At 73.0% G+C, this 25,216-nt stretch carries 24 protein-coding genes and 1 tRNA gene; 7 read left to right on the top strand and 18 right to left on the bottom strand.

Going from position 1 to position 25,216, the window contains the following annotated elements:
- Positions 1-17 precede the first annotated feature (17 nt).
- Positions 18-1,013: a hemolysin family protein gene (locus GA0070616_RS16915; RefSeq protein ID WP_245712991.1), complete on the bottom strand. Its 996-nt coding sequence runs from the start codon at positions 1,011-1,013 to the stop codon at positions 18-20.
- Between the two features lie 232 nt (positions 1,014-1,245).
- Between GA0070616_RS16915 and galE the strand changes: the two genes are divergently transcribed.
- Together galE and galK are read left to right on the top strand one after the other, a co-directional pair.
- Positions 1,246-2,229 (top strand): UDP-glucose 4-epimerase GalE, encoded by a 984-nt coding sequence (gene galE / locus GA0070616_RS16910; protein WP_091090979.1) that lies wholly within the window; start codon positions 1,246-1,248, stop codon positions 2,227-2,229.
- Entirely contained in the window at positions 2,226-3,479 is a 1,254-nt protein-coding gene (galK, locus tag GA0070616_RS16905) for a galactokinase (RefSeq protein WP_091083232.1), read from the top strand. Before galE ends, galK begins: the two co-directional genes overlap by 4 nt.
- 36 nt (positions 3,480-3,515) lie before the next feature.
- On the opposite strand, the gene GA0070616_RS16900 is transcribed toward galK, so the two are convergent.
- The 9 genes from GA0070616_RS16900 to GA0070616_RS28900 all read right to left on the bottom strand — a co-directional run bounded on the left by GA0070616_RS16900 (position 3,516) and on the right by GA0070616_RS28900 (position 11,520).
- On the bottom strand, positions 3,516-4,865 hold the full coding sequence (locus GA0070616_RS16900; RefSeq protein ID WP_091083228.1) for a sulfate adenylyltransferase subunit 1: 1,350 nt from the start codon (positions 4,863-4,865) through the stop codon (positions 3,516-3,518).
- A complete protein-coding gene (gene cysD, locus GA0070616_RS16895) occupies positions 4,865-5,776 on the bottom strand; it encodes a sulfate adenylyltransferase subunit CysD (protein ID WP_091083225.1) in 912 nt (303 codons plus the stop codon). Before cysD ends, GA0070616_RS16900 begins: the two co-directional genes overlap by 1 nt.
- A 73-nt stretch (positions 5,777-5,849) precedes the next feature.
- The gene (locus GA0070616_RS16890) at positions 5,850-6,677 is read right to left on the bottom strand and encodes an inositol monophosphatase family protein (RefSeq protein ID WP_091083221.1); all 828 of its coding nucleotides are present in this window, start codon (positions 6,675-6,677) and stop codon (positions 5,850-5,852) included.
- 148 nt (positions 6,678-6,825) lie between these two features.
- On the bottom strand, positions 6,826-7,416 hold the full coding sequence (gene pth / locus GA0070616_RS16885) for an aminoacyl-tRNA hydrolase (RefSeq protein ID WP_091083217.1): 591 nt from the start codon (positions 7,414-7,416) through the stop codon (positions 6,826-6,828).
- 182 nt (positions 7,417-7,598) lie between these two features.
- On the bottom strand, positions 7,599-8,279 hold the full coding sequence (locus tag GA0070616_RS16880) for a 50S ribosomal protein L25/general stress protein Ctc (protein ID WP_091083213.1): 681 nt from the start codon (positions 8,277-8,279) through the stop codon (positions 7,599-7,601).
- A gap of 287 nt (positions 8,280-8,566) precedes the next feature.
- Positions 8,567-9,547 (bottom strand): ribose-phosphate diphosphokinase, encoded by a 981-nt coding sequence (locus GA0070616_RS16875; RefSeq protein WP_091083210.1) that lies wholly within the window; start codon positions 9,545-9,547, stop codon positions 8,567-8,569.
- A gap of 60 nt (positions 9,548-9,607) precedes the next feature.
- Positions 9,608-11,134 carry a bifunctional UDP-N-acetylglucosamine diphosphorylase/glucosamine-1-phosphate N-acetyltransferase GlmU gene (gene glmU, locus GA0070616_RS16870; protein WP_091083206.1) on the bottom strand — a complete coding sequence of 509 codons (1,527 nt, stop codon included), beginning with the start codon at positions 11,132-11,134 and terminating at the stop codon, positions 9,608-9,610.
- A gap of 74 nt (positions 11,135-11,208) precedes the next feature.
- Positions 11,209-11,279, bottom strand: a tRNA-Gln gene (locus GA0070616_RS16865).
- 4 nt (positions 11,280-11,283) lie between these two features.
- Positions 11,284-11,520 (bottom strand): hypothetical protein, encoded by a 237-nt coding sequence (locus tag GA0070616_RS28900; RefSeq protein WP_245712988.1) that lies wholly within the window; start codon positions 11,518-11,520, stop codon positions 11,284-11,286.
- Between the two features lie 338 nt (positions 11,521-11,858).
- On the opposite strand from GA0070616_RS28900, the gene GA0070616_RS16855 reads away from it, so the two are divergent.
- Entirely contained in the window at positions 11,859-12,818 is a 960-nt protein-coding gene (locus tag GA0070616_RS16855; RefSeq protein WP_091083203.1) for an acyl-CoA desaturase, read from the top strand.
- Between the two features lie 108 nt (positions 12,819-12,926).
- Positions 12,927-13,610, top strand: coding sequence for a TetR/AcrR family transcriptional regulator (locus GA0070616_RS16850; RefSeq protein ID WP_091090977.1), 684 nt, complete (start codon positions 12,927-12,929; stop codon positions 13,608-13,610).
- A 7-nt stretch (positions 13,611-13,617) separates the two neighbouring features.
- Here GA0070616_RS16850 and GA0070616_RS16845 read toward each other — a convergent pair whose 3' ends face one another.
- The 7 genes from GA0070616_RS16845 to GA0070616_RS16815 form a co-directional block, all read right to left on the bottom strand.
- Entirely contained in the window at positions 13,618-14,091 is a 474-nt protein-coding gene (locus GA0070616_RS16845) for a DUF4383 domain-containing protein (RefSeq protein ID WP_091083199.1), read from the bottom strand.
- A gap of 271 nt (positions 14,092-14,362) precedes the next feature.
- Complete coding sequence (locus tag GA0070616_RS16840; protein ID WP_091083195.1) at positions 14,363-14,818, bottom strand: DUF4383 domain-containing protein; 456 nt, start codon at positions 14,816-14,818, stop codon at positions 14,363-14,365.
- A gap of 94 nt (positions 14,819-14,912) precedes the next feature.
- Positions 14,913-16,712 carry an ABC-F family ATP-binding cassette domain-containing protein gene (locus GA0070616_RS16835; protein WP_091090974.1) on the bottom strand — a complete coding sequence of 600 codons (1,800 nt, stop codon included), beginning with the start codon at positions 16,710-16,712 and terminating at the stop codon, positions 14,913-14,915.
- 185 nt (positions 16,713-16,897) lie between these two features.
- The gene (locus GA0070616_RS16830) at positions 16,898-17,845 is read right to left on the bottom strand and encodes a 4-(cytidine 5'-diphospho)-2-C-methyl-D-erythritol kinase (RefSeq protein ID WP_091083190.1); all 948 of its coding nucleotides are present in this window, start codon (positions 17,843-17,845) and stop codon (positions 16,898-16,900) included.
- Positions 17,842-17,988 (bottom strand): hypothetical protein, encoded by a 147-nt coding sequence (locus GA0070616_RS28210; protein ID WP_175440108.1) that lies wholly within the window; start codon positions 17,986-17,988, stop codon positions 17,842-17,844. The genes GA0070616_RS16830 and GA0070616_RS28210 overlap by 4 nt, the downstream gene beginning before the upstream one ends.
- Positions 17,989-18,040: 52 nt before the next feature.
- Positions 18,041-18,913, bottom strand: coding sequence for a 16S rRNA (adenine(1518)-N(6)/adenine(1519)-N(6))-dimethyltransferase RsmA (rsmA, locus tag GA0070616_RS16820; protein WP_091083184.1), 873 nt, complete (start codon positions 18,911-18,913; stop codon positions 18,041-18,043).
- 97 nt (positions 18,914-19,010) lie between these two features.
- Positions 19,011-20,018: a TatD family hydrolase gene (locus GA0070616_RS16815; protein WP_091083181.1), complete on the bottom strand. Its 1,008-nt coding sequence runs from the start codon at positions 20,016-20,018 to the stop codon at positions 19,011-19,013.
- A gap of 105 nt (positions 20,019-20,123) precedes the next feature.
- Between GA0070616_RS16815 and GA0070616_RS16810 the strand changes: the two genes are divergently transcribed.
- Together GA0070616_RS16810 and GA0070616_RS16805 are read left to right on the top strand one after the other, a co-directional pair.
- Positions 20,124-21,371 (top strand): hypothetical protein, encoded by a 1,248-nt coding sequence (locus tag GA0070616_RS16810; protein ID WP_091083177.1) that lies wholly within the window; start codon positions 20,124-20,126, stop codon positions 21,369-21,371.
- Between the two features lie 74 nt (positions 21,372-21,445).
- Positions 21,446-22,297 carry an alpha/beta fold hydrolase gene (locus tag GA0070616_RS16805; RefSeq protein WP_091083172.1) on the top strand — a complete coding sequence of 284 codons (852 nt, stop codon included), beginning with the start codon at positions 21,446-21,448 and terminating at the stop codon, positions 22,295-22,297.
- A gap of 65 nt (positions 22,298-22,362) precedes the next feature.
- Here the strand turns inward: GA0070616_RS16805 and metG are convergent, their stop codons facing one another.
- Complete coding sequence (gene metG, locus GA0070616_RS16800; RefSeq protein WP_091083168.1) at positions 22,363-24,165, bottom strand: methionine--tRNA ligase; 1,803 nt, start codon at positions 24,163-24,165, stop codon at positions 22,363-22,365.
- Positions 24,166-24,314: 149 nt separating this feature from the next.
- Between metG and GA0070616_RS16795 the strand changes: the two genes are divergently transcribed.
- Positions 24,315-25,205 carry a hypothetical protein gene (locus GA0070616_RS16795; protein ID WP_245712810.1) on the top strand — a complete coding sequence of 297 codons (891 nt, stop codon included), beginning with the start codon at positions 24,315-24,317 and terminating at the stop codon, positions 25,203-25,205.
- The last annotated feature ends 11 nt before the right edge of the window (positions 25,206-25,216 follow it).

Genomic DNA, 25,216 nt, shown 5'->3' with positions numbered 1-25,216 from the left:
GCTACCCCCGGCGGCCGTCATGACGGGCCGGCGGATCGCGCCCGCACCGTCGCCTCGGGGCGGGCGCGACCCGCCCGGCCCGCCGCCCCGCGGCGGGCGCCTGTCGCCCGGCCCGCCGCCGGTGGCGGTACGGTGCGCTGCTCGGGCAGCCGGCCGGCGGTGACCGCGAGCCGGGCCACCCGCCGCCCGTCGAGGGCCAGCACCCGCAGCGACCACCCGGTTGCCGACTCGCCCCCGGCCCCGGCGGGTTCACCGGCCACCGCCACCTCGTCGCCGGCCACCGGCAGCCGGCCGAGCGCCGCCATGACGTACCCGGCGACCGTCTCGTACGGGCCGACCGGCAGGCTCACGCCGGTGCGTTCGGCGAAGTCGGCGAGGTTGAGCCGACCGTCCACCACGGCGGGCAGACCCGCGTGGGCGGGTTCCTCGGCGGTGTCGTACTCGTCGTGGATCTCCCCGATCAGCTCCTCGATCAGGTCCTCCAGCGTGACGATGCCGGCGGTGCCGCCGTACTCGTCGACCACCACGGCCAGGTGGTGCCGCTCGCGGCGCATCTCGCTCAGCGCGGCCAGCACCCGCTTGCTGCCGGGCAGCCGCTTGACCTCGCGGGTCAGCTCCCCGACGGTGGTGCGCGGGTCGGTGTCGGGGCGGAGCAGCACGTCCCGCAGGTGCACGAACCCGACGACGTCGTCGTGCGTGCCGTCGGCGACCGGGTAGCGGGTGTGGGTGGCCTCCCGGACCACCCGCCGGGCCTCGGCGATGGTCAGCCCGGCGGAGAGGAAGACGACCTCGGTGCGGGGCATCATCACCTCACGCACGAGGCTGGCACCGGCGACCAGCACCTCGTCGATGATGCCCCGTTCGACGGGGTCGAGCAGGGTGTTGGCGGCGACGAGGTCGCGTAGCTCGGCCTCGCTGATCCGCTCCCGGCCGGCCGCCGGCCCGGCCCGCAGCAGGTGGGTCACCAGTCGGGTGGCGGCGTCGGCGGCCCGTACCACCACCCGGGCGACCACGCGGGCCACCGGCCCGGGCTCGTGCCGGAGTCTGCTCCGGGAGCGGCGGCGGAGCCGGGGGCGACCGTCTGTGCCCATGACAGAGATGGTAGACAGCGCTGGGCAGCGCTGCGGATGTTCGACTCTGTTCATAGTTGGTGTTTCATGGTGGGATGATGGCGGGCTGAGGGTACGCGTGGCCACCCGTCGTCACCATAGGGTGACCACCGGGCCCGTGGAGAAGGAGACAACCGTGAAACTGCTCGTCACCGGCGGTGCCGGGTTCATCGGCAGTGTGGTGACCCGGATGCTGCTCGACGCCGGCCACGAGGTCGTCGTCCTCGACGACCTGCGCACCGGCCACCGCGAGGCGCTCGCCCCCGACGCCACGCACGTCGAGGCCGGGATCCACGACGCCGCACGGGTGCTCACCCCCGACGCCGGCTTCGACGGCGTGCTGCACTGCGCCGCGCTGATCGCCGCCGGTGAGTCGATGGTCAGGCCGGAGCTCTACTGGCACACCAACACCGTCGGCACCCTGGCCCTGCTCGACGCGGTGCGCGCCGCCGCAGTGCCGAAACTGATCTTCTCCTCCACCGCCGCCGTCTACGGCAACCCCACCGAACTGCCGATCCCCGAGACGGCGGTCAAGGCCCCCACCAACACGTACGGCGCCACCAAGCTGGCCGTCGACATGGCACTCACCTCCGAGGCCGTCGGGCACGGGCTCGCAGCGGTCTCGCTGCGCTACTTCAACGTCGCCGGGGCCTACCTGACCGGCCGGGTCGCCCTCGGCGAGCGGCACGACCCGGAGACCCACCTCATCCCCATCGCCCTGGAGGTGGCCGCCGGCCGGCGGGAGAAACTCCAACTCTTCGGCGACGACTACCCCACCGTCGACGGCACCTGCGTCCGCGACTACATCCACGTGGCCGACCTGGCCCGGGCCCACCTGCTCGCCCTCGACGCGGCCACGCCCGGCCAGCACCGCATCTACAACCTGGGCAACGGCAACGGCTTCACCAACCGCCAGGTCATCGACGTCGTCCGCGAGGTCACCGGCGAGCCGGTGCCCGTGGAGATCGCACCTCGTCGCGACGGCGACCCCGCCGAACTGGTCGCCTCCGCCGCGCTCGCCCGCACCGGGCTGGGCTGGACGCCCGAGAAGCCGACCCTGCACGACATGGTCGGCGACGCGTGGACCTTCTACCGCACCCACCTCCTGGGGCGGTCATGACCGGCCCCGCCGCCCCGGCCGGCAGTCCCGCCGCCCCGGCCGACCGCCCCGACACACCGGCACCGGCGGCCCGCGTCGCCGCCTCGGCACCACCCGGCGACGTCGCGGACCGCGCCACCGTCGGCTTCCGCAGCCGGTACGCCGGCGAGCCCACCGGCCGCTGGGCGGCTCCCGGCCGGGCCAACCTGATCGGCGAACACACCGACTACAACGACGGCTTCGTGCTGCCCTTCGCGCTGCCCCTGCGCACCGTCGTCGCCGCCGCGCCCGGGCCCGACGACCAGTGGACCGTCTGGTCCGAGCTGTCCGGCGAGGCGGTCACCTTCACCGCTGCCGACGCCAGCGAGCCGGGCCGCGTCGGCGGCTGGGCGGCGTACGTCGCCGGGGTGGTCTGGGCGCTGCGGGCGGCCGGTCACCGGTTGCCCGGTGCCCGGCTGGCGGTCGCCTCCGACGTGCCGCTCGGCTCCGGCCTGTCCTCCTCCGCCGCGCTGGAGGCGGCGGTGCTGGCCGCACTCGTCGACCTGGGCGGGCTCGACCTGCCGGCGGAACAGCAGCCCCGGCTCGCCCAGCGGGCCGAGAACGACTACGTCGGGGCACCGACCGGGATCATGGACCAGTCGGCCGTGATCCGGTGCCGCGCCGGCCACGCCCTCTTCCTCGACTGCCGGGACGAGTCCGTGGAGCACATCCCGTTCGATCTCGACGCAGCCGGGCTCGCCGTGCTGGTGGTCGACAGCCGCGCCCCGCACCGCCACGCCGACGGCGAGTACGCCTCCCGGCGGGCGTCCTGCGAGCAGGCCGCCGCGCTGCTCGGGGTCGCGGCTCTGCGCGACGTGCCCGCCGACGGCCTCACCGAGGCGTGGGAGCGGCTGCCCGACGACGAGATCCGCCGCCGCGTACGGCACGTCGTCGCCGAGAACCAGCGGGTCCTCGACACGGTGGCCCTGCTGCGCGCCGGCCGGGTGCGGGAGGTCGGGCCCCTGCTCACCGCCTCGCACGCCTCGATGCGGGACGACTTCGAGATCACCGTTCCGGAGATCGACACCGCGGTCGAGGCGGCGCTGGCAGCCGGGGCGTGGGGAGCCCGGATGACCGGTGGCGGATTCGGCGGCTGCGTGCTGGCGCTGGTCGACGCCGACGGGGCCGACCCGGTGGCGGCGGCCGTCACGGCCGCCTACGCGCGGCGGGGCTTCACCGCCCCGGGCCACGTCACGGTCCGCCCGTCCGGCGGGGTCACCCGTCTGGACTGACCCGCGCAGCCGCCCCGGGGTGACCCGGGGCGGCTGTCAGGCGGCCTCGACGATCATGCCGGCCCCGACCGTACGGTTGGTGGACTCGTCGATGATCACGAAACCGCCGGTGGTGCGGTTGCGGCGGTACTCGTCAGCCAGCAGCGGCACCGTGGTGCGCAGCCGCACCCGGCCGATCTCGTTGAGCTTCAGCTCGCCCGCCGCCTCGTCCCGGTGCAGGGTGTTGATGTCCAGGCGGTAGTGCAGCCCACGGACGATCGCCCGCGCCGACCGGGTGGTGTGCTTGATCGCGTACTTGCCGCCGACCTGCAACGGGCGCGTCTCGTCCATCCAGCAGACCATCGCCTCGATGTCCTGCGACACCGACGGGGAGTTGTTCGGCCGGCAGATCATGTCGCCCCGCGAGATGTCGATCTCGTCGGTCAGCCGAACCGTCACCGACATCGGCGGGAACGCCTCGGCCACCGGGCCGTCAGCCGTCTCCACCGCCGCGATCCGGCTGGTGAAGCCCGACGGCAGCACCATCACCTCGTCATCCGGCTTGAGCACGCCGGAAGCCACCTGGCCCGCGTAGCCGCGATAGTCGGTGACCGTGGTCGACTGCGGCCGGATCACGTACTGGACCGGGAACCGCACGTCGACCAGGTTCCGGTCGGAGGCGATGTGCACCCGCTCCAGGTGGTGCAGCAGCGACGGGCCCTCGTACCAGGGCATGTTCTCCGAGCGGGTGACGATGTTGTCGCCCTTCAGCGCCGAGATCGGCACCACCGTCAGATCCGGCACGTCGAGTTTCGCCGCGAACGCCGCGAACTCGTCGGCGATCCGCTCGAAGACCTCCTGCGACCAGTCGACCAGATCCATCTTGTTGACGCACAGCACCAGGTGCGGAACCCGCAGCAGCGAGCAGAGGAACGCGTGCCGCCGGGACTGCTCCACCAGGCCCTTGCGGGCGTCGACCAGGATCAACGCCAGGTCGGCGGTGGACGCTCCGGTCACCATGTTCCGGGTGTACTGGATGTGCCCGGGGGTGTCGGCGATGATGAACTTGCGCCGGGGGGTGGCGAAGTAGCGGTACGCCACGTCGATGGTGATGCCCTGCTCCCGCTCGGCACGCAGGCCGTCGGTCAGCAGCGCCAGGTTCGTGTACTCGTCGCCCCGGGCCGCGCTGACCGCCTCCACCGCGGCCAACTGGTCGGTGAACAGCGACTTCGTGTCGTACAGCAGCCGACCGATGAGGGTCGACTTGCCGTCGTCGACGCTACCGGCGGTGGCGAAGCGCAGCAGGTCCATCGGCCGGGATTCCGGCCCGGCCCCACCTGCCGTCCGAGCCTGCGTCTCGGTCTGCGCCGCGGTCGCGTCGGCCGGAGGCCGGATCTCGGTGGTCATCAGAAGTAGCCCTCCCGCTTGCGGTCCTCCATGGCGGCCTCGCTGACCCGGTCGTCGCCGCGGGTCGCCCCGCGTTCGGTGATCCGGGTCGCCGCGACCTCCTCGATGACCTTCTCCACCGTGTCGGCGTCCGAGCGGACGGCCGCCGTGCAGGAGGCGTCGCCGACCGTGCGGTAGCGCACCCGTGCCTTGAACCGCTCCTCGCCGGAGCGGGGGCGGATAAACTCGTTGACCGCGTAGAGCATGCCGTCGCGCTCGACGACCTCACGCTCGTGCGCGTAGTAGATCGACGGCAGCGGGATGCGCTCCCGGGCGATGTAGTGCCAGATGTCCAGCTCGGTCCAGTTCGACAGCGGGAACACCCGGATCGACTCGCCGGGGTGGTGTCGGCCGTTGTACAGCGACCACAACTCGGGACGCTGGTTCTTCGGATCCCACTGGCCGAACTCGTCGCGGAAGCTGAACACCCGCTCCTTGGCCCGGGCCTTCTCCTCGTCACGCCGGGCACCGCCGAACAGCGCGTCGAAGCGGTGCTTCTCGACCGCGTCCAACAGCACCGGGGTCTGGATCCGGTTGCGCATGCCGTCGGCCGACTCCCGGACCAGCCCGCTGGCCAGGGCCTCGGGCACACTGGCCACGACCAGTTGCAGGGCCAGCTCGGCCACCCGCTGGTCGCGGTACTCCAGAACCTCCGGGAAGTTGTGGCCGGTGTCGACGTGCATCACCGGAAACGGGACGTTGGCCGGCGCGAAAGCCTTCTGCGCCAGCCGGAGCATGACGATCGAGTCCTTGCCGCCGGAGAAGAGCAGCACGGGCCGCTCCATCTCCGCGACCACCTCGCGCATCACGAAGATGCTCTCCGCCTCCAGAGCGTCGAGGTGGGAGACCTGGTACGCGGCGGTGGCGGTCATGACACGGGCTCGATTCGCTCGCTCATCCGTTCCAGACCTTTCCGGTCGGGTATGCCAAGAAGTAGCGGTCAGGTTACCCGGAATGCTTCTGCAACGCTGCAAGCAACCGACTGGCGAGATCCTTGCGGCAGACCAGCAGGTCCGGCAGGCGCGGATCCGCCTCGTTGTATTTCAGCGCAGAACCATCGATCCGGGAAGCATGCAGCCCGGTGGCCGTCGCCACAGCCACCGGCGCGGCCGAGTCCCACTCGTACTGCCCGCCCGCGTGGATGTACGCGTCCACGTCGCCGGTCACCACCGCCGCGATCTTCGCCCCCGCCGACCCCATCGGCACCAACTCCGCGCCCACGTCCTCAGCCAGGTCGGTGAGGAACACCGGCGGCCGGCTCCGACTCGCCGCCAGCCGGATCGTCCGGCCGCCGCCCGCCGTCGCCGCCGTCATCGGCGGGTACGCCGGCGGATAGTCGGTGCCCAGCACCCGGTGCTGGGCCGGCAACCCGACCGCCCCCGCCACCAGGCCGTGCGGCGACACCGCGTTCCGCGCCCACAGCGCCACGTGCACCGCCCAGTCCGCGCGGCCCTCCTCGCTGAACTCGCGGGTACCGTCCAACGGATCGATGATCCACACCCGGTCCGCCGCCAGCCGGGACACCGCCTCGGCGTTCACGTCCGCCGCCCACGCCAGCCGGGACCCCTCGTCCTCCTCGGACAGCACCGCGTCCCCCGGCCGCCACCTGGCCAGTTCGGTGCGGATCAGGTCGTGCGAGACCTTGTCGCCGGCCGACTTCAACGCCCCCGGATCCGCGAAACCCATCTCGGCCCGCAGACCCAGCAGCGCCTGCCCCGCCCGGTCGGCCAACCACCGGGCGAACGCGCCGTCGATCATCGGAGGACTGCCCATCACTCCCGCTCCCGTCACCTCGCCAGAACCCCGCGCCGCCCCGGGCCCCCACCCGCACCCTGGTCACCGCCAGGACCGCAGACTACCGGCCGACTGTTTCCGCCCGGCCCCACGGCCCACGCCGCCCGCACCCGGGCCGGCGCCGCCGTCAACCGCCGTGGTACAGGTTCTGCGTCGGCTCCACACCCCGCACGACCACCGACTCCACCACGTCGGCGGCCCGGTCCACCAGGAACTCCAGCTCCTTGCGCTCCGCCGCGCCGAAATCCGACAGTACGTAGTCCGCCGGATCCTGCCGCCCCGGCGGACGACCCACCCCGAACCGCACCCGCACATAGTCCTTCGTGCCCAGCGACTTCGACATCGACCGCAGTCCGTTGTGCCCGCCCTCACCGCCGCCGCACTTCACCCGCACCTGCCCATAGCCGATGTCCAGCTCGTCGTGCACGGCCACCACCCGGCCCGGCGGCACCTTGTGAAACTGGGCCAGCCCCGCCACCGGGCCACCCGACAGGTTCATGTACGTCAACGGCTTCACCAGCACCAGCTTCGGACCACCGAAACCCAGCCGGCCCTCCGCCACCTCGGCCACGGCCCGCCGGTGCCGGCCGAACTTCGCACCGAGACGAGCCGCCAACAGGTCGGCCACCATGAAACCCACGTTGTGCCGGTTGCCGGCGTACTCCCGACCCGGGTTACCCAGGCCCACCACCAGCCACGGCCCCGATTCGTCCGTCACCGTCCGCCCCTTCCGCTCTCACCACCGAAGCCACGCGACCCGCCGCACCACCGGGACCGCGACGCGCGCACCACCAGACCGCGACGCGCCGCACCACCGAAGCCGCGACGCGCCCACCACCCCCGGTACGCCGACAGGCGTCCCCGAAGACGGGGACGCCTGTCGCAACGCGTACGGACCGGTCAGGCCTCGGTCTTGGCCTCGGCCTTCTCCTCGCCCTCGGCGGACGGAGCCTCGGCGGGCGCCGCCTCCTCGGTGACCTCGGCCTCCTCGGCGGCCTCCTCGGCCTCGGGAAGGCTCGCCTCGAACTGCTCGGCCGTCGGCGCGGCGGTCACCGCGGCGACCAGCAGCTCCGCCTCGACGGCCAGCTCCACACCGGCCGGCAGCGCCACGTCGCCGGCGGTTACCTGGGTGCCGGCCTCCATGCCCTCGATCGAGGCCTCCAGGTGGTCGGGCACCTTGGTGGCGTCGGCGACCACCGACAGGGTGTCGTGGTCGTGCACGATCAGCGTGTCCTTCGCGGCCTCACCGGTGAGGTGGACCGGGACCTCCACGGTGACCTTCTCGCCCCGGCGGACCAGCAGCAGGTCGACGTGGTCGAACGAATCCTTGATCGGGTCACGCTGGATCGCCTTCGGCAGGGCCAGCACCTGGGTGCCGTCACTGACGTCGATCGCGAAGAGCTGGTTGGCGCCGCCCTTGCGGATCGCGGCGGCGAACTCCCGCGCCGGAAGCGCGATGTGACGGGGCTTCTCGCCGTGGCCGTACAGCACGGCGGGCACCATGCCGGCCCGGCGGGTACGGCGGGCACCACCCTTGCCGAACTCGGTACGGGGCTCGGCGCTGATCTTTACCTCGGACACGGGGAAACTCCTGATGCTTCGCTGCGGCGGCTTGTCGTCTGGCGGTGCTGGGGCGAGGGGCTCGCTGGGGGCTCATGCGTCATGAACGACTGCCCGGAGCACCGCGTCGATGACGGTGTCTCCGTACGGTGCTTTTCAGCGGCCCGCAGGGCACCCTCGCCGTGGCAACCGCACCAGTCTACCCGAGCGGATTCCGGGCCTCCCGGCAGTCCCCTACCACCGTCACCATCGGTGAACACCCTGCCGCGACAGGGGTGCCGGGCCGGCCCGGAGGCCGGCCCCGGACCTCAGCTCAGGCCACCGAAGAGGGTGGTCACCGAGCCGTCGTCGAACACCTCACGGATCGCCCGGGCCAGCAGCGGCGCGATCGACAGCACCGTGATCTTGTCGAGCTGCTTCTCCGGCGGCAGCGGCAACGTGTTGGTCACCACGACCTCGCTGATCGGGCTGTTCTTCAACCGCTCCGTCGCCGGATCCGACAGCAGGGCGTGGGTGGACGCCACGATCACGTCCGCCGCCCCCGCCTCCCGCAGGATGTCGGCCGCCTTGCAGATCGTGCCACCGGTGTCGATCATGTCGTCGACGACCAGGCACACCCGCCCCTCGACCTCACCCACCACCCGGTTCGCCACCACCTGGTTCGGCTTCGACGGATCCCGGGTCTTGTGGATGAACGCCAGCGGGCAACCACCCAGGCGGTCCGTCCACCGCTCCGCCACCCTGACCCGACCCGAGTCCGGCGCGACCACCGTCATCGGCCGGCCCGCGTACTTGCGCTCCACGTACTCGGCCAGGATGTCCATCGCGAACAGGTGGTCCACCGGGCCGTCGAAGAAGCCCTGGATCTGCGCGGTGTGCAGGTCCACCGTCAGGATCCGGTTCGCCCCCGCCGTCTTCATCAGGTCGGCCACCAGCCGCGCCGAGATCGGCTCCCGGCCCCGGTGCTTCTTGTCCTGCCGCGAGTACGGGTAGAACGGCAGCACGACCGTGATCCGCTTCGCCGAACCACGCTTCAACGCGTCGATCATGATCAGGGTCTCCATGACCCAGGTGTTGACCCCGTGCGTGATGGACTGCACCACGAAGGCGTCCGAACCACGCACCGAATCCCGGTAGCGCACGAAGATCTCACCGTTGGCGAACTCGTAGGCGTCGGTGGGCGTCGGCGCGACGCCGAGCACCTCACCGATCTCCTTGGCCAGCTCCGGAAAGCCACGTCCGGAAAAGAGCATCAGGCTCTTGCGGTTTTCGGCGACGATGCTGCCCATGGGCCCGTCTGCTCCCGTTTGGTCGGTGGTGCCCGGCGCGCGGTGGTGGTGGCCCGGGAACTAGTCGGATGCAGTATGCCCCGCGCCGGACGCCGGTCCGCCCCCCTCGGCGCGGTCGTGGATTGCCTCACCTTCCCTTGCGGCAGAGGCCCCGCCCGTCGCACTCTCCCGGGCCCGCTGCGCCGCCTCCGCCGAGCGGGTACCCGCCCGCCTGCGGGCCACCCAACCGTCGATGTTGCGCTGCGGCGCACGGGTCACCCCCAGTGCGCCCGCCGGCACGTCCTGGGCGATCGCGCTGCCCGCCGCCACGTACGCTCCCGGACCCACCTCGACCGGCGCGATCAGGCTCGTGTCACAGCCGATGAAGGCCGCCTCGCCGACCGTCGTCCGGTGCTTGTCCACCCCGTCGTAGTTGACGAAGATCGTCGCCGCGCCGATGTTCGCCCTCGCCCCGATCGTCGCGTCCCCCACGTACGACAGGTGCGGCACCTTCGCGCCCGCCCCCAGCTCCGAGTTCTTCACCTCGACGAACGTGCCCACCTTCGACTTCTCGGCCAGGCGCGCGCCCGGGCGCAGGTACGCGTACGGCCCGACGCTCGCCCCCGCGCCCACCTCCGCGCCCACCGCGTGGCTACGCAGCACGGTGGCCCCGGGGCCGACCACGCTGTCGATCAGCGTCACGTCCGGGCCGACCACCGCACCGCCGCCGACCACCGTGCCGCCCCGCAGCTGGGTGTTCTGGTCCACCACCGCGTCGCGGTCCAACGCCACCGTCACGTCGATCCAGGTGGTCTCGGGGTCGAGCAGGCTCACCCCGGTGCGCATCCAGCGCTCGTTGACCCGGTCGCGCAGCAGCCGCCGCAGCGCCGCCAGCTCGACCCGGTCGTTGCAGCCCAGCGTCTCCGTGTGGTCGGGCGCCACGTGCACCGTCACCGGCTCGCCGGCCGAGCCGAGCAGCCCGAACACGTCCGTCAGGTACTCCTCGCCCTGGTCGTTGTCGGTGGACAGCTTGCCCAACGCGTCGCGCAGCCGCGCCGAGTCGAACGCGTAGATGCCCGCGTTGATCTCGCGCAGCGCCCGCTGGGCGGGCGTGGCGTCCCGCTCCTCGACGATCTGCTCCAGCCGCCCGTCGGCACCCCGCACGATCCGGCCGAGGCCGGTCGGGTCGGGCACCTCGGCGGCGAGCACCGTCGCCGCCGCCCCGTCACCCTCGTGGGCGGCCACCAGCGCGGCCATCGTCTCGGCGCGCAGCAGCGGCACGTCACCGTTGATCACCACGACGGTGCCGGCGGTCTCCGGTACGGCCTCCAGCGCGATCCGCACCGCGTGGCCGGTGCCGAGCTGCTCGGCCTGGAGCACCGGGGTCGCGGTCGGCGCGATCTCGGCGAGGTGCGCGCGGACCTGGTCGGCGCCGTGGCCGACCACGACCACCGTGCGGTCGGCGGTCAACGGCGCCGCCGCCGTGAGCACGTGACCCAGCAGCGTGCGGCCGAGCAGGGGGTGCAGCACCTTGGGCAGCGCCGACTTCATCCGCTTGCCCTCACCGGCGGCGAGCACGACGACGGTGCGGAGGTGGGGCTGGGACACGACGTGGCTCCAGTCGGAACGGCGGACAGTCTCGCGGCCATGCTAACCAGACATCAGCCGCTTATCAGCGGAAGCTCCCGGGAGAGGATTCGAACCCCTATAATCAGGACCAAAACCTGACGTCCTGCCATTAGACGACCCGGGACGGTCTATAACGGACAAAAGCTGCTTGCCGAACCCCTACACTCTAGCGCCCCCCACCGGCCGCGCCATGTCCCATTCCCTTCATGATCCCATCGATCCTCCAGATGCCCATCGGTCATGACCTCCGAATGGGCCCTACGGCGTTCCCGTTCCTGCTCACCGTCCCGAACCAGTGACACCTCCCGCACCCACAGGTAGGCCGTGGACCGGCTCAACCCCCACCGCTGCGCGATCTGCGGCACCGAGCACCCCGTCGCCCGCAGCGCCAGCGCCTCGGCGCGCAACTCGTCCTTGGCGTTCGGGCGGCGCGACCGCTGCGGCGGCGGTACGCCGCGCAGCAGCGCGTACACCCGGTTGCGGCCCAGGCCCCGTGCGGGCCCGGATCTCGCGGACGGTGAGTTGGCTCTCGGTGCGCAGGCGACGGACCTCGGCGGCGAGCGGACCGGTCACCGGATCAGGCCAGGGCGGGGGTACGACAAGATTCGTTCCCGCCGCTGTCCGCTGCGATCCCGGAGCCCCTAAGTTACGGTGACGTAGGCGTAGCTTGTGATCGTCGTCACCGTCCCGTTGCGAGGTGTCCATGTCCAGCGCCCTGCTCGATCCCCACTCCGCCGGCCCTCGACCGCTCACCCAGGGCAGCCAGTCCCGGGGCATCCTGGTCGCGCTCTGGGCGTTCGTGACGGTCCCGTTCGCGGCCCTGGCGGCTGCCGTCCCGGTGGCCTGGGGCGGCTGGTTGAGCTGGACGGACGTGGGCGTGGCCCTGTTCTGGTACGTGCTGTCGGGGCTGGGCGTCACCGTCGGCTACCACCGCTACTTCACCCACGGGTCGTTCAAGGCGAAGCGGTGGCTGCGGGTGGCGCTGGCGGCATGCGGGTCCCTCGCCGTGCAGGGCGAGATCATCCAGTGGGTGGCCGACCACCGGCGTCACCACGCCTTCTCCGACCTGGAGGGCGACCCGCACTCGCCGTGGCGGTACGGCGCGAGCGTGTGGGGGCTGACCCGGGGGTTGTTCCACGCACACGTGGGCTGGCTGTTCGGGCGCGAGCTGTCCAACCGGCAGCGGTTCGCCCCGGACCTGCTCGCCGACCGTGACATCCGCCGGGTCGACCGGCTGTTCCCGCTGCTGGTGACCGTCTCGGTGCTCGGGCCGGCCGCCATGGGCGGGCTGCTGACCTGGTCCTGGTCGGGCGCGCTGACGGCGCTGTTCTGGGCGGGTCTGGTCCGCATCGCGTTGCTGCACCACGTGACCTGGGCGATCAACTCGATCTGCCACGTCTACGGTGAGCGTCCGTTCGCGGTGCGGCAGGGCGACCGGGCGGCCAACTTCTGGCCGCTGGCGATCCTGTCGTTCGGGGAAAGCTGGCACAATCTGCACCACGCCGACCCCACCAGCGCCCGGCACGGTGTGCTGCGTGGTCAGATCGACATCTCGGCCCGGACGATCTGGCTGTTCGAGAGGGTGGGAGCGGCCTCGGACGTGCGCTGGCCGAAGCCGGAGCGGATCACGGCCAAGCTGGTGGAACCGCCCCCGCGCGGCTGAACCGGGCGGTGGTTCGGTCGGTCCACCTGGCAGGATGGCCGGGTGACCGGGCACGACGCAGGCAACATCCCACGACAGGGCGTCACCGAGCGCCGGCGAGGCGGCGACATGGCGGACGTCCCCAGCGACGAGGGGGCCGCGGGCCGCCGCCGGGCGGTGTCCGCGACCAAGCCCACCTCCCGGGTACGCATGTCGGCGGCGCAACGCCGCGAGCAGCTGATCTCGATCGGTCGGCAGCTCTTCGCCGAACGCGGATTCGACGCCACCTCGATCGAGGAGGTGGCGTCCCGCGCCAAGGTCTCCAAGCCGGTGATCTACGAGCACTTCGGCGGCAAGGAGGGCCTGTACGCGGTGGTGGTGGACCGGGAGGTCCGGGCGCTGCTGGACCGGATCACCACGGCCCTGACCGCCGGGCACCCACGCGAGTTGCTGGAGCAGGCCGCGTTGGCCCTGCTCGGTTACATCGAGGAGGAGACCAGCGGGTTCCGGGTGCTGGTCCGGGAGTCGCCGGTGATGTCGGCGGCCGGGAACTTCAGCAGCGTGATGAACGACGTGGCGCACCAGGTGGAGCACATCCTCGGTGCGGAGTTCTCGAGCCGGGGGTACGACCCGAAGTTGGCCGAGCTCTACTCACAGGCCCTGGTGGGCATGGTGGCGCTGACGGGCAGTTGGTGGCTGGAGGTGCGCAAGCCGCGCAAGGAGACCGTGGCCGCGCACCTGGTGAACCTGTCCTGGAACGGGCTGTCCCATCTGGAGGCGAAGCCGGGTCTGATCACGGTTCGGGGGCGCTGAGTTCCGGTCAGCGTTCGCCCTGGGAGACGGGGTGGCTGCGGTGGCGCTGTGCCTCCTCGGCGTGCTCGGGTGGGCCGACCTTGTCGTACAGGCCGGTGCCGAGCAGGACCAGGCCGAAGACCATCGAGATGATGACGGTGGACATCGAGAAGTTCAGGATGTTGGCGTCGGTCTGCAGCACGGACATCATCAGGATGCTGGTGACCAGGAAGACCACGCCGGCGGTGAGGTTCATGTAGTGGCCGAGGTTGCCCCGGCGCGACGCCCCGATGATGAGCACGGCCCCGAAGAGCACGGACGCCAGCGAGAAGGCCAGGTTGGTGCGGAGTCCGAGGACCCAGTTGCTGCCCCGGTCGAACAGAGGGTCGCCCAGGGTCTGGGCGACCCCCCACACGCCGAAGACCAGGATGTAGAGGCCGATCAGGCCGGCGAGGACCCGGTAGAGCGGCCGCGCGGGATGGTTGATCGGAAAGTGCGGCATCGCCCCTCCTGTGGCCGGGTGCAGGCTTTGGGACGAATTGTCGCGCACCGCCCGCCTGGTGTCGCCCGAACCGCCGCAGACCGTCCGGGCAGGATCGGCGGACCCCGGCCCGACCGGCCCCTGGAGCGACGGGCCCCGGCCCGACGGGCCCATGGAGGACGGGCCCCTGGAGGACGGGTCCGGCACGACGGGCCCTGGAACGCCGTCGTCCCGCCCGGCACGGCGGTGGGTCTGCCGGCGGGGCGGGACGACGTGGCGCGGGTCGGGGCGGTCAGAGCACGAGGCGGGCCTTCTGCCAGGCTTCCTTCTCCTCGTCGGTGCCGACCTTGCCGTACATGCCGGCCATCAGCAGGACCAGACCCGCCACCATGAGCACGACGACGGTCAGCACGTTGAGGTTGAAGATGTTCGCCTCGGTGCGGAGGAAGGCGAGCCCGGCGAGACTGACCACCATGAGCAGGTACGCCAGCCACTGGTTGATCGCGACGTCGATGTTGCGGCCGAGGGCCGTGCCGGCCAGCACCACGACCCCGAGCAGCGTGCTCAGCAGCGAGAAGCCGAGGTTGGTGCCCTGCCCGAGGACCAGGGTGTCGTCCTGGGCGAGCAGTTCGTTGCCGGCGCTGGCGATGATGCCGAGCGCCCCGAAGACGACCAGGTACAGACCGGTCAGCCCGCCGATCGCCCGGTAGATCGGCCGCGCGGGGTGGTTGACGGGGGTGTGGGCCATGTCTGAGTCTCCAAGACCGTTCGGTGGGGGGTCGATCAGGATTCTCCCGCACGTGGCCGTGTGACGCCGCACACGGGTCGCACGCGCGCACCGGTCAGGCCGTCGGGATCTCCTCGGCGAGCGCGAGCCACGCCTCCTCGACCTGTTCGCGTTCGGCGCGGACCTCCTTGAGGTGTGCGTCGAGTTCGGCGACCTTCGCGTAGTCGGTGGCGTGTGTGGCGAGCTGGCCGAGCAGCGTCTGCTCCTTCTGCTCCAGTTTGGCGACCTGGCGTTCGAGCCGGGCCAGGTCCTTGCGGGCCTGCCGGGCCTCGGCGGCGGACATGCCGGCGGCGGGCGCGGCGGGGTCCCCGGGGGCGGCGGGCGCGGCACCGCCCGACGGGGTCGGGTCGGCCCGGGCCAGATACTCGTCGACGCCGCCCGGCAGGTGTACGAGCCGGCCGTCGCCGAACATGCCGTACGTGGCGTCGGCGACCCGTTCGACGAGGTACCGGTCGTGGCTGGCGACGACGATGGTGCCGGGCCAGGAGTCGAGCAGGTCCTCCAGCGCGGCGAGGGTGTCGGTGTCGAGGTCGTTCGTGGGCTCGTCGAACAGCAGCACGTTCGGTTCCCCGGCGAGCAGCCGCAGCATCTGGAGGCGGCGACGTTCCCCGCCGGAGAGGTCCCCGACGGGGGTCCACAGCCGCCGGTCGTCGAAGCCGAAGATCTCGGCTAGCTGGGCGGCGGAGATCTCCCGGTCGCCGAGCTGGACGCGCCGGGCGACCTCCTCGACGGCTTCGAGGACGCGCAGGTGGGCGGGGAGTTCGGCGAGTTCCTGGGAGAGGAACGCCGGACGCACCGTGGAGCCGACGGCGAAGCGCCCGCCGTCGGGGCGGGTGACTCCGGCGAGCATCCGCAGCAGGGTGGTCTTGCCCGCGCCGTTGCGGCCGAGGATGGCGATCCGGTCGCCGGGACCGACCTGCCAGGTGACGTCCCGCAGGATCTCCTTCGGGCCGGCGTGCAGGGTGACCTGCGCCAGGTCGTACACCTGCTTGCCCAGCCGGGCGGTGGCGAGCCGTTGCAGGGACATGGTGTCGCGCGGCGGCGGCACGTCCGCGATCAGCTCGTTGGCCGCGTCGATGCGGAACTTCGGCTTGGAGGTGCGGGCGGGTGGTCCCCGGCGCAGCCAGGCGATCTCCTTGCGGAGCAGGTTCTGCCGGCGGGCCTCGGTGGCGGCGGCGACGCGTTCCCGCTCGACGCGGGCGAGGGTCCAGGCGGCGAAGCCGCCCTCGTACGCCCGGACGGTCTGGTCGGCGACCTCCCAGGTGGTGGTGCAGACCGCGTCGAGGAACCACCGGTCGTGGGTGACCACGACGAGCGCGCCCTTGCGAGCGACGAGGTGCCGGGCGAGCCAGTCGACCCCGCCGACGTCGAGGTGGTTGGTGGGCTCGTCGAGGATGAGCAGGTCGGATTCGCGGACGAGCAGCGCGGCGAGGGCGACCCGGCGGCGCTCGCCACCGGACATCGGGCCGACGGGCTGGTCGAGCCCCAGGTAGGGCATGCCGAGGCCGTCGAGGATGGCCCGCACGCCCGCGTCGCCGGCCCACTCGTGTTCGGCGCCCATGCTCTCGGCGAGCCACTCGGTGCCGAGGACCACGTCCCGCACGGTGGCGTCGGGGCTGAGGGTCAGGTTCTGCGGCAGCCAGAGCACCCGCAGGTCACGCCGGTGGGTGACCCGACCGTCGTCGGGTTCCTCGCCGCGGGTGAGCAGCCGCAGCAGGGTCGACTTGCCGGCACCGTTGAGGCCGACCACGCCGATCCGGTCGGCGTCGTCGAGCCCGAGGGACACCTCGGTGAGCAGCGGCCCGGCCGCGCCGTAGCCCTTGGACACCCGGTCCAGGTTGACGATGTTGGCCACGACCCCACCTTCCATGATCAAGGCGTCCCGGGTGCCGGCGGGCACCTGGGGACGCCTGGCCTTCCAGGGTACGCGGCGGCCCCGGCCACCCGCGCTCCGCACGCCACGCCCCGACGACCCCGGCCACCGCGCACCGCACGCCACGCCCGCCGCCGCGTCCCGCACGCCGTGGCATGCGGCTGGGGTCAGACGATGCGGGCGCCCGCCACCGGGCCGTGTGCGGTGCGGGCCTGCCGGCACACCCCCGCGGTGTCCAGCTCGCCGGCGATCCGTTCGGCGTCGGACGCGTCGGCGGCGAGGAAGACGCAGGTCGGCCCGGAACCGGAGACGATGCCGGCGAGCGCGCCCGCCGCCTCGCCCGCCTTGAGGGTGTCGGCCAGGGCGGGACGCATGGCCAGCGCCGCGTCCTGGAGGTCGTTGCCGAGGGTGGCGGCGAGGACCCGGGGGTCACGCTGGCGCAGCGCGGCGAGCAGCGCGTCGGTGCTGCCCAGGGGTACGCCGGCGGTGCCGGCGTCACGGAGCCGGTCCAACTCCCGGTAGGCGGCGGGGGTGGACAGGCCGCCGTCGGCGATGGCGACCACCCAGTGCCACGAGCTGGGGCGGGCCAGCACGGGACTCACCGCCTCGCCGCGGCCGGTGCCGAGGGCGGTGCCGCCGTGGATCAGGAACGGCACGTCGGAGCCGAGGTCGGCGGCGATCCCGGCCAACTCGTCGCGGGACAGCCCGGTGCCCCAGAGGGCGTCGCAGGCGACCAGGGCGGCGGCGGCGTCCGCGCTGCCACCGGCCAGCCCTCCGGCGAGCGGGATCTGCTTGCGCAGGTGCAGCCGGGCGTGGGGCATCACGCCGGCGTACCCGGCGAGGGCGTGGGCGGCCCGGATGACCAGGTTGCTGTCGTCGAGCGCCAGCTCGCCGGCACCCTCGCCCTCCATGGTCAGGGCGAGGGTGTCGCCCCGGCGGGCGGTCAGCTCGTCGTGGATGGAGATCGCGTGGTAGACGGTGTTCAACTCGTGGTAGCCGTCGCGGCGCAGCGGCCCCACCCCGAGGTGCAGGTTGACCTTCGCGGGCACCCGCACCCGGACCGGCCCGGCGGCGCCCCGTCGCCCGTCGTCGTCCGGTCGCCAGGCCTCGGTCACGGGGTGCCGCCCCGGGAACGCAGCCGGATGTCGAGCGGCATCTCCACGGTCAGCTCCTCGGCGGCAGCGGCGGCTGCCCGGAGGGCGGCCGCCGTCAGACGGTGGCGGTGGTCGGGGCCACCGCCGTCACGCGTACACGTCACCCGGATTGTGCGCGACGGCCCGGCGGCGCCGCGCACCGGCACCGGCGTCAGCCTAGTGGGCGGCGGTCGGGCGGTCGGGGGCCGACGCGGCCACGGCGGCGAACTGGTCGACGGTGAGTGACTCCCCGCGTGCGCCCGGGTCGACCCCGGCGGCGGTGAGTGCTCCGGCGGCCCGGTCGGGGCTGCCGGCCCAGCCGGCGAGAGCCGCGCGCAGGGTCTTGCGGCGCTGGGCGAAGGCGGCGTCCACGACGGCGAACACCCGTTCCCGGGGTACGTCGGGGCGGGGCGGTTCGCGGCGGGTGAAGGCGACCAGGCCGGAGTCGACGTTGGGCACCGGCCAGAACACGTTCGGGGGCACCCGGCCGGCGGCGCGGGCGTGGGCGTACCAGGCGAGCTTGACCGAGGGCACGCCGTACACCTTGGAGCCGGGGCCGGCGACGAGCCGGTCGGCGACCTCCTTCTGCACCATCACCAGGCCGTGGCGCAGGCTGGGCAGCTCGGCGAGCAGGTGCAGCACGACGGGAACGGCCACGTTGTACGGCAGGTTCGCCACCAGGGCGGTGGGCGCGGGGTCGGTGAGGTCGGCGGCGCGTACGCGCAGCGCGTCGGCGTGGTGCACGGTGAGCCGGGCGGCGTCGGGGCCGGCGTGTCGCGCGGCGGTGTCGGCCAGCGCCCCGGCGAGCGCCCGGTCGATCTCGACGGCGTGCACGTGGGCGGCGACGGGCAGCAGGCCGAGGGTCAGCGAGCCGAGGCCGGGGCCGACCTCCAGGGCCACGTCGTCTCCGGTGAGGCCGGCGGCGGTGACGATGCGGCGGACGGTGTTGGGGTCGTGCACGAAGTTCTGGCCGAGCTTCTTGGTGGGGGCCACGCCGAGGCGGGCGGCGAGGTCCCGGATCTCGGCCGGGCCGAGCAGGTCTGCGGCCATAACCCGACAGCGTACGGGCCGCAGCGACCCGGTCGGCCGGGCGGGCGGGTTCCGGTGCACGGCCGGCCGGTGGTCAGTGCCAGGGGCCGGCGGGTGGTCAGTGCCAGGGGCCGAAGACGCGGTCGCCGGTGGCGGAGATGGCCGCGCACAGCTCGTCGAGGTCCGCGCCGGTGGTCGCGGCGAGGGACCGGACGGTCAGCGGGATCAGGTAGGACGCGTTGGGTCGCCCCCGGTGCGGCATCGGGGTCAGGTACGGCGCGTCGGTCTCGACGAGGATCTGGTCCAGCGGGGTCAGGGCGGCGGCCTCGCGCAGGGCGGTGGCGCTGCCGAAGGTGACGGTGCCGGCGAAGCTGAGCAGGTGGCCCCGGCGGACGCACTCGCGGGCGAACTCGGCGTCACCGGAGAAGCAGTGCAGCACGACGGTGTCGGGCGCGCCCTCGTCGTCGAGGATCCGCAGCACGTCGGCGTGGGCGTCGCGGTCGTGGATGACCAGCGCCTTGCCGTACCGCTTGGCGATGGCGATGTGGGCCCGGAAGCTCTCCTCCTGCGCGGCGCGGCCTTCGTCGCCGGTGCGGAAGAAGTCCATTCCGGTCTCGCCGACGCCGCGCACCCGGTCGTGGCCGGCGAGGGTCTCGATCTCGCGCAGCGCCTCGTCGAGGTCGGCGAGGCGGGGCGCCTCGTTGGGGTGCAGGGCCACCGTGGCGACGACGGCCGGGTGCCGCGCGGCGGTGTCGACGCCCCAACGGGACGACGCGACGTCCACTCCGACCTGGACGAGGCGGTCGACGCCCACGGCGGCGGCGACCGCGATGGCGGCGGACACCGGGTCGGTGGCGGGCACCGGGTCGGTGGCGGGCGCGTTCGCAGGGCCACCGGCGGCCCCGGCCGGCGGGGCGGCGGTGGCGGTTGCCGACGGGGCGGTGGGCGACGCCGGCGGGCCGGCGGTGGGCCTGGGTACGCCGGCCTCGCTGACGGTGATGTCGAGGTGGGTGTGGCTGTCCGGCACGGGCCGGGGCAACGGCTCGGGTGCGGGCGGGAACTCCCCGGCGCGGCGGGCGGCGCGCTGCCGGCGGGACTCGGTCGGCTCGGTCATCGCCGACAGCATCACACACCCGCCGGCTCCACCGGCCCGCCACCCGACGTTCACCTGGCCTACGTCGGGCGGCTCTACCGTCGCCGGATGGGGACGCCCCAGGGAAGGTGGTACGACGTGAGTGTCACCCCGGCGACCAGTGGCACCGCCCAGGAGCGGACCGGATTGCGGGTGGCGTACGGCGGGGCCGTCTACCCGGCGGAGGAGCTTGCCCGGGGGGCCGCCTACGAGCTGTTCAGCGCCGAGGAGGCAGCCGGGTTCGAGTGGGCGCCGCGGCCGGGGTCGGCGCTGCCGTGGCGTCGGTTCGTGCACGCGACGGAGGTGACCGCGGTGCACGGGGCGGCGGAGCCGGCGGAGGAGCCGGAGGCGCCGCTGCTGGTGCCGTTGCACCGGGAGCACGGCTGGGCCCGGGTGCATCAGCTCAGCCAGCAGCCGGGGGCGGCGGACGATCCGCTGCTGGCCGGGGTCCGCGCCTCGGCGCGGCTGCGTCGGGGCACCCGGATGATGAAGATCATCTCAGCCCGGCAGCTCGCCGGGTACGTGCGGGGCTGGCTGCCGCACGGTTTCTGCTACCGGGAACACGACGTGGCACACCTGCGCACCCCGGCGACGACGAGTGTGCTGCGTACCGACGGCGAGGCTGGCCGCGAGGGCGTCGACGTCACGTACGCGCTGCGGTGGCGGGCCGCCGACCCGGCCGACTACGAGGTGCCGGTGGGGGCGGCCCACGCGGGCCTGACCAGGTTGGCGCTGCGGGACCGGCTGGGCGCGGCGGTGCTCGGCACCGGGTTCACGCCGAGCAGCAACCACCTGATCCCGGAGTTCGTCACCCGCGACTTCGCGGACCTGCCGATGCCGGCGAACGCCACCCTGCTGGCCTATCCGGCGGAGGGCGTGGAGGTGGTGCTGTACGCGTACCAGGCGGAGCAGCGCGGCTGGCTGCGGATGGTGGGGCCGCAGTGGCGGCATCTGCTGGCCGCGGTGCCGGGCCTGTCCCCCGACCAGGAGTACGTGCCGACGGGTGAGACGCCCCGCGCGACGCAGCTCGTCGGGGCCTATGCGGGCGGCGAGTACGAGGCGGTGGCGGACCTGCCGGGCGGGTTCCGGGTGCTGGCGATGACCCGGGCGGCCCGCTATCCGGTGGAGGCGGTGGCGCGGCGGCTGCGGTTCGCCGACTGGCGCGGCGTGGGCTGTCTGGTGCTGCGGGAGGAGGCGGGCTGGCTGCGGCTGCGGCTGCGCCGGCCGGGGCCGGAGACGGTGGCCGCGACCGGGGCGCAGTGCCACGAGCGGGGTGTCTACGAGACGTGGGCCCCGGCTACCGAGGTGACCGACGACCGGGTGCTGGACCTGCCCTACCGGCTCTGAGGGGCGCATAGCGGCGCGGCGGGTGGGAAAGCGCGGGGCTGTTCCGCGCCCCTGGCCCGACAAGGAGAGCCCACATGCCTTTCATCACCGTCGGCACGGAGAACTCCGCACCGATCGACCTGTACTACGAGGACCACGGCAGCGGTCGACCGGTCGTGCTGATCCACGGGTTCCCGTTCAACGGGGCGACCTGGGAGAAACAGACCAGCGCGCTGCTCGCGGCCGGTTACCGGACGATCACGTACGACCGGCGGGGTTTCGGCGCGTCGGCGCAACCTGCCTTCGGGTACGACTACGACACGTTCGCCGCCGACCTGGACGTGCTGATGACCGAACTGGACCTGCGGGACGTGATCCTGGTCGGCCACTCGATGGGCACCGGCGAGGTGACCCGCTACCTGGGCGCGTACGGCTCGGACCGGGTGGACCGGGCGGTGCTGCTGGCCCCGCTGGCGCCGTACCTGCTCAGGACGACCGGCAACCCGGAGGGGGTCGAGAAGAGCCTGTTCGAGGGCTTCCAGCAGGCCATCCTGGAGGACCGGTTCGCCTATCTGACGACCTTCTGCGAGGCGTTCTTCAACTACCAACAGAACCGGGGGACGCTGGTCAGCGAGGAGGCGTTCCGCGCGCACTGGCAGATCGGGGCCCAGGCCTCGGCGAAGGCCACCCATGACAGCGTGGACGCCTGGCAGACCGACTTCCGGGAAGACCTGCCCCGCATCGACGTGCCGGTGCTGATCGTGCAGGGCGACGCGGACGCGGTGCTGCCGTACCCGAAGACGGGTCAGCGGTTGCAGCCGATGCTGGCCGACAGCCGGCTGGTCACGCTGAAGGGCGCACCGCACGGCATCCCCTGGACCAACGCGGCGGACGTCAACCAGGCGATCATGGAGTTCATCGGGACACCGGCGATGGCGAGGGCCTGAGCCGGTCCGGGGCTGAGCCGAGGGCGGCCCCCGGGTGGTCCCGGGGGCCGCCGGTCGCGGTCGGGTCAGCCGGCGAGCCGGGCCAGTTCCTCGTCGACGATCGACGGGTCGAGCTTGCGGAAGACCGGCGTGGGCGCCGCGAGGGGCCGGCCGGCCTCCAGGGGTACGGACTCCCAGCGCGCCCCGACCGCGTAGTCGCCGGTGAGCACCGGGTACGCGGGCCCGCCGTCGAGGTCGTCCACCTCTTCGAGCACGGGCATCGGGGCGTGCACGCCGGTGCCGCCGAGCAGCTCGTGGATCTTCTGGGCGGAGTGCGGCAGGAACGGGGTGAGCAGCGTGTTGGCGTCGCTGACCACCTGGAGGGCGACGTGCAGGATGGTGCCCATCCGCGGTTTGTCGTCGGCGCCCTTGAGCTTCCACGGGGCCTGTTCGGACAGGTACCTGTTGGCCTCGGCGACGACCTTCATGGCCTCGCCGATGGCCTGCTTCTGCCGGTGCCGGGCGATCAGGTCGCCGACGACGGCGAAGCCGGCCCGGGCGGTGGCGAGCAGGGCCTCGTCCGCCTCGGTGAGCCCGGCCTCCCCGACGGGCGGGATGGCTCCGAAGTTCTTCGCCGCCATGGACACCGACCGGTTGACCAGGTTGCCCCAGCCGGCGACCAGTTCGTCGTTGTTGCGGCGCAGGAACTCGGCCCAGGTGAAGTCGGTGTCGTTGCTCTCCGGCCCGGCGACGGCGATGAAGTAGCGCAACGCGTCGGCGTCGTAGCGTTGCAGGAAGTCCCGGACGTAGATGACGACCTTGCGGGAGGAGGAGAACTTGCGTCCCTCCATGGTCAGGTACTCGCTGGAGACGACCTCGGTGGGCAGGTTGAGCCGGCCCAGCTGACCGGGTTCGCCGTCGTGGGTGCCCTCGCCGGAGTAGCCGCCGAGCAGGGCCGGCCAGATCACCGAATGGAAGACGATGTTGTCCTTGCCCATGAAGTAGTGGCCCTGGGCGTCCTTGCCCTCGGCGTCGGCCGACCACCAGTTGCGCCAGGCGTCCGGGTCGCCGGTGCGGCGGGCCCATTCGATGGACGCGGACAGGTAGCCGATCACCGCGTCGAACCACACGTAGATCCGCTTGTCGCCGCGCTCACGCCAGCCGTCGAGGGGGATCGGCACGCCCCACTCGAGGTCGCGGGTGATGGCCCGGGGCTGGAGGTCGTCGAGCAGGTTGCGCGAGAAGCGCAGCACGTTGGGCCGCCAGCCCTCACGGGTGTCGAGCCAGCGGCGCAGCGCGTCGGCCAGCGCCGGCAGGTCGAGGAAGAAGTGTTCGGTCTCGACGAACTCCGGCGTCTCCCCGTTGATCTTCGAGGTGGGGTTGACCAGGTCGACGGGGTCGAGCTGGTTGCCGCAGTTGTCGCACTGGTCGCCGCGGGCGCTGTCGTAGCCGCAGATCGGGCAGGTGCCCTCGATGTAGCGGTCGGGCAGGGTGCGGCCGGTCGACGGCGAGATCGCCCCGGTGGTGATCCTGGGGACGATGTAGCCGTTGCGGTGCAGCCCGGTGAACAGCTCCTGCACCACGGCGTGGTGGTTGCGGGTGGTGGTGCGGGTGAACAGGTCGTACGACAGCCCCAGCGCCTTCAGGTCCTCGGCGATCACCCGGTTGTAGCGGTCGGCCAGCTCGCGCGGGGTCACCCCCTCGGCGTCGGCCTGCACCTGGATCGGGGTGCCGTGCTCGTCGGTGCCGGAGACCATGAGCACGTCGTGCCCGGCCATGCGCATGTACCGGGCGAAGACGTCGGAGGGAACGCCGAAACCGGAGACATGGCCGATGTGGCGCGGGCCGTTGGCGTACGGCCAGGCAACCGCGGCGAGAACGTGACTCATGACCAGCAAGCCTAGTGACCCGTGCCGGGCGGCTGCGAACCAACAGGCCCAACGGGCCGGCGATGCGGTCGACCACCCCCGCGAGCTGGTCCGATTTGTCGCCGACACGCGGCGTGACCTGCCCTGCCGCGCTCCGGTCACGGTGTGCAATGACATCCGTGACTGGCAGACGAGCCGCCCCGGACCACGAGGGCGGGCCCTTTCCCACCGACGGGTGCCCCGACCCGGCGCGGTCCGGCGCGGTGGCCCCCCACCCCCGGGCGGTGCCCGCCCCGCCGGGGCAGCCGCCCGACGCGGCGGGCCCGGCGACGCGGGTGGAGCCGACGACGGGCGCGCCGGTCGACGCCCTGCCCCGTCGGGTGCCGCTGCGCGTGCGCCGCGACCGTGGTGGGGAGGTGGGTACGCCGGACGACGACGGTGGCGTGTTCTGGGCGCCCATCGAGGAGGTGCACTGGGACGGCACCCCGGTTCGCGAGGAGACACGCACCGGGACCGACCGGTGGCGGCGGTGGCTGCCACGACGGGTCCGGCCGCGACGGGCGACCCACCCACCGGAGCCGGTACGCGGTCTGGCCGCCCTGCTGGCGCTGAGCCTGGCCGGGGCGTTCTTCTCCTGGGTCAGCGCCGAACCGTTCTGGATCGCGGTGGGGCACGCCCGGCCGGGCACGGTGGTGGTGCTGGACTGCTCCGGGGGTGGGCTGACCCAGCGGTGCCGGGGCATCTTCCGGGCCGCCGACGACGGTTTCCTGGCACACGGGGTGCGGGTCAGCGGCGTGCCGGGTGACCGGGCGGTCCCGGGGGCGCGGCTGGCGGCGCGGATGACCGGCCCGGACGGCGGCACCGCGTACGCCGACGACGGGGCCGGGGCCCACCTGCGCTGGCTGCTCGGCCTGTTGGCGGTGGTGGGCTGCGGGGTCGGGGTGGCCCGCGCGACGGGGGCCACCCGACTGCCGGACCCCCGGCACCGCCGCTGGGCGGTGGGGGTCGCGGTGACGGCTCCCCTGCTGATCACCGCCGGTTTCCTCGCCGCCGCCTGGTGACGGCCGCCAGG

The sequence above is a fragment of the Micromonospora nigra genome, from assembly GCF_900091585.1.
Classification (GTDB): Bacteria; Actinomycetota; Actinomycetes; order Mycobacteriales; family Micromonosporaceae; genus Micromonospora; species Micromonospora nigra.
The sequence above is the reverse complement of the archived record's forward strand: the minus strand, read 5'-3'. Positions and strand labels throughout refer to the sequence as shown.

Bases quoted from the DNA above. Each gene is read 5' to 3' on its own strand.
- rsmA (WP_091083184.1), bottom strand. From the start codon at position 18,913: ATGGCCGCAGACCTGCTCGGCCCGGCCGAGATCCGGGACCTCGCCGCC.
- GA0070616_RS16840 (WP_091083195.1), bottom strand. From the start codon at position 14,818: ATGGCCCACACCCCCGTCAACCACCCCGCGCGGCCGATCTACCGGGCG.
- GA0070616_RS16795 (WP_245712810.1), top strand. From the start codon at position 24,315: ATGACATCCGTGACTGGCAGACGAGCCGCCCCGGACCACGAGGGCGGG.
- GA0070616_RS16875 (WP_091083210.1), bottom strand. From the start codon at position 9,547: ATGGGCAGCATCGTCGCCGAAAACCGCAAGAGCCTGATGCTCTTTTCC.
- GA0070616_RS16900 (WP_091083228.1), bottom strand. From the start codon at position 4,865: ATGACCACCGAGATCCGGCCTCCGGCCGACGCGACCGCGGCGCAGACC.
- galK (WP_091083232.1), top strand. From the start codon at position 2,226: ATGACCGGCCCCGCCGCCCCGGCCGGCAGTCCCGCCGCCCCGGCCGAC.
- GA0070616_RS16850 (WP_091090977.1), top strand. From the start codon at position 12,927: ATGGCGGACGTCCCCAGCGACGAGGGGGCCGCGGGCCGCCGCCGGGCG.
- cysD (WP_091083225.1), bottom strand. From the start codon at position 5,776: ATGACCGCCACCGCCGCGTACCAGGTCTCCCACCTCGACGCTCTGGAG.
- GA0070616_RS16855 (WP_091083203.1), top strand. From the start codon at position 11,859: ATGTCCAGCGCCCTGCTCGATCCCCACTCCGCCGGCCCTCGACCGCTC.
- metG (WP_091083168.1), bottom strand. From the start codon at position 24,165: ATGAGTCACGTTCTCGCCGCGGTTGCCTGGCCGTACGCCAACGGCCCG.
- GA0070616_RS16890 (WP_091083221.1), bottom strand. From the start codon at position 6,677: ATGGGCAGTCCTCCGATGATCGACGGCGCGTTCGCCCGGTGGTTGGCC.
- GA0070616_RS16805 (WP_091083172.1), top strand. From the start codon at position 21,446: ATGCCTTTCATCACCGTCGGCACGGAGAACTCCGCACCGATCGACCTG.
- GA0070616_RS16845 (WP_091083199.1), bottom strand. From the start codon at position 14,091: ATGCCGCACTTTCCGATCAACCATCCCGCGCGGCCGCTCTACCGGGTC.
- GA0070616_RS16815 (WP_091083181.1), bottom strand. From the start codon at position 20,018: ATGCTGTCGGCGATGACCGAGCCGACCGAGTCCCGCCGGCAGCGCGCC.